Source organism: bacterium, assembly GCA_030018315.1.
Taxonomy (GTDB): Bacteria; Hydrothermota; UBA3073; order JACQXS01; family JAGMCI01; genus JASEGA01.
The window spans coordinates 1-2,446 of record JASEGA010000064.1 but is presented as its reverse complement, the minus strand read 5'-3'; the positions used below and the strand labels follow the sequence as shown (position 1 = coordinate 2,446).

Genomic DNA, 2,446 nt, shown 5'->3' with positions numbered 1-2,446 from the left:
TCAATCAAGGTGTTGCAAGTTTTGTAAAGCGAATTATTCAACAAAGCAAAAAAACAAGCAAAAAAAACTTGACAAAGTTTTAACAAAGTAATATAAATAAAATTATGAGACAAGATAATAGAATTTTTGAACGAGAAGATTGTCCGTGGAGGCGGATAATGGACGAAGTTGTTATAGTGGTGCCCGGTGAGACTGCATATATGCATTCATTGAATAGTGTAGGCGCCAATATCTGGGAACTAATAGATGGCAAAATGACTGTTGATAATATAGTAGATGAATTATTAAAGCGATATAAGGTGACACCTGAACGCGCAAGGAAGGACCTCAATGAACTCATAGATAAGCTACTTGAGGCTAAATTGATTCACAAAGTCAAGTAAAAAGATGTATAAATGTGAGGTTCAGGTAGCTGGCTTAAAGTTAAAAGTATCGGCAACTGAGAAAGAAGTTATTGACCTAATAAAGGATAAATATTCAAGCCCTATAAATTCATGGATAGGTGAAGCTCTCCCATTATCCATTTGCAGAGTGAATAGTAAAGAATGGAATGCATTACTATCAGAGTTTGGCTCAAAACGAGTCATTGAGAAAGATTGTAGTGTGTTATTTATAGATATGATTAATATAGAAGAAGGGAGGGATAGTCTTTATATAAAAGAGGTCTCATCTGATGGTGTTAAATTACTTTATCATAATCTCAATCCTGGATTCATTAATCGGACATTCAAGTATACAATTTCACTCTCAATTGCTAATTTAGGGGGATTACATATACACTCTTCTGGTGTAGTAGAAGATGGGGTTGGTTACCTATTCTATGGACCACCAGGTGCAGGTAAGTCAACGGCTCAAAAGCTATGTCTTAAATATGGGACATCACCAATGGGAGAAGATGGTAATTATATTGTCAAATCAGTTGACCATTATTTAGTTTATCAATCTCCGTTTAATAGGCCTCTATATAGTTATGATAAAAAAGCTGAGCTTATGTATTTTCCTGAACTTAAGGCAGCATTTAAGCTAATAAAAGATACCCAATTTAAAGTATCAAAATTATCAATTTATCAATTTACACATGATTTGATTGAGGTCACAAAGAAGTTCATTTACAAAATGAGTATTTCAAATCATCCTATTTATACTCAGACAATTACGAAAACACTGAAATCGTTGGATGAGGTAAGCGCTCTTGTACCAGCATTTGAATTGCATTTCTCAAAGGATTATTTGCCTTGGATAGAGTTAAAAGAGAGGCTTAAAGATGTTAAATAAAGCAGAAGTATTTACATCATTTGTTAAAAAAGTGTACGATAATCTGATTCCGTTTGAAGTTTTACTTGAACTAACTTATAGATGTAATCTTAAATGCATACACTGCTGGGTGGGTGAACCTCCTGGCGAAGAGCTGACAACAGAGGAGTGGAAAAATATTTTGAATCAGTTAGCAGATGCAGGTACTTTTAGTATAAGTTTTACAGGTGGCGAGCCTTTTTTGCGGGATGATTGGCTTGAGCTATCACTCTATGCAAAAAAGTTACACTTTGCAATTAGTTTTCTCACAAATGGTACTTTAATAACTCCTGCAATAGCTAAAGCCCTGAAAGATGTAAATCCAGTTAATGTAGAGGTTAGTTTGCATGGAGCCACTCCTGAGACTCATGACCAGATTACACAAGTAAAAGGCTCTTTTAAGAAAGTAATAAATGCCATACATTATTTACGTGAAGAAAAAATACATGTAGTGGCATCTACTCGGATAATGAATGTAAATTTCCAGGAAGTCCCATATTTGGATAAACTGATAAAAGAATTAGGAATAGTGGGGGGTATGGGTTATGCAATCACTCCTCCCCATACGAGTGAAGAGCAAATTAAAAGGCCAGTTGAGAAGATAAGGATTTCTCTCCATCAATTCTCCTGTATTTTTCCTTTTATATATCCAGATATCTCTAAAACAATAAGAAGGAGATTAGAGATTAAACCGTTTTGTAACAACAACATTTTCAATTGCGGTGCAGGTATTAGTGTAGTACTAATATCACCTAAAGGTGATGTATACCCATGTACTGTACTTCATTTGAAGGCCGGTAGTTTACGACTGGAATCATTTAAAGAAATCTGGACGCAATCTGAATTGTTATTGCAGCTACGCGAATTGCGCAATACACCGTCACCAATATGCTCAAATTGTGACCTCTCGTTCTATTGTAGCAGGTGTCCCGGACTTGCGCTGTTAGAGGGTAAAGACATAGGAGAGCCACCGGATGGTACTTGTGAGCGTGCCGCATTAGTGAAGGAAAAGTTAGAAGTAGAAAACCCAGACTTAATACAAATGCTGCAAAATCAGGAGGTATAATTTTACATTTTAATTTTTGATATTTGATTTTGTAAGGCTATTTAGAAATGGGTAGTTTTTTGGGAAAGATAATTTGAAGAGTAGTTA

At 35.2% G+C, this 2,446-nt stretch carries 3 protein-coding genes; all 3 read left to right on the top strand.

The features are described from left to right. Positions 1 to 104 precede the first annotated feature (104 nt). From QMD71_10045 to QMD71_10035, 3 genes are read left to right on the top strand one after another with little or no spacing between them, the layout of a single operon-like run. Positions 105 to 383 (top strand): PqqD family protein, encoded by a 279-nt coding sequence (locus QMD71_10045; protein ID MDI6841165.1) that lies wholly within the window; start codon positions 105 to 107, stop codon positions 381 to 383. A gap of 4 nt (positions 384 to 387) precedes the next feature. Further along, positions 388 to 1,275: an ATP-binding protein gene (locus QMD71_10040; GenBank protein ID MDI6841164.1), complete on the top strand. Its 888-nt coding sequence runs from the start codon at positions 388 to 390 to the stop codon at positions 1,273 to 1,275. After that, the gene (locus tag QMD71_10035; GenBank protein MDI6841163.1) at positions 1,265 to 2,359 is read left to right on the top strand and encodes a radical SAM protein; all 1,095 of its coding nucleotides are present in this window, start codon (positions 1,265 to 1,267) and stop codon (positions 2,357 to 2,359) included. The genes QMD71_10040 and QMD71_10035 overlap by 11 nt, the downstream gene beginning before the upstream one ends. Positions 2,360 to 2,446 lie beyond the last annotated feature (87 nt).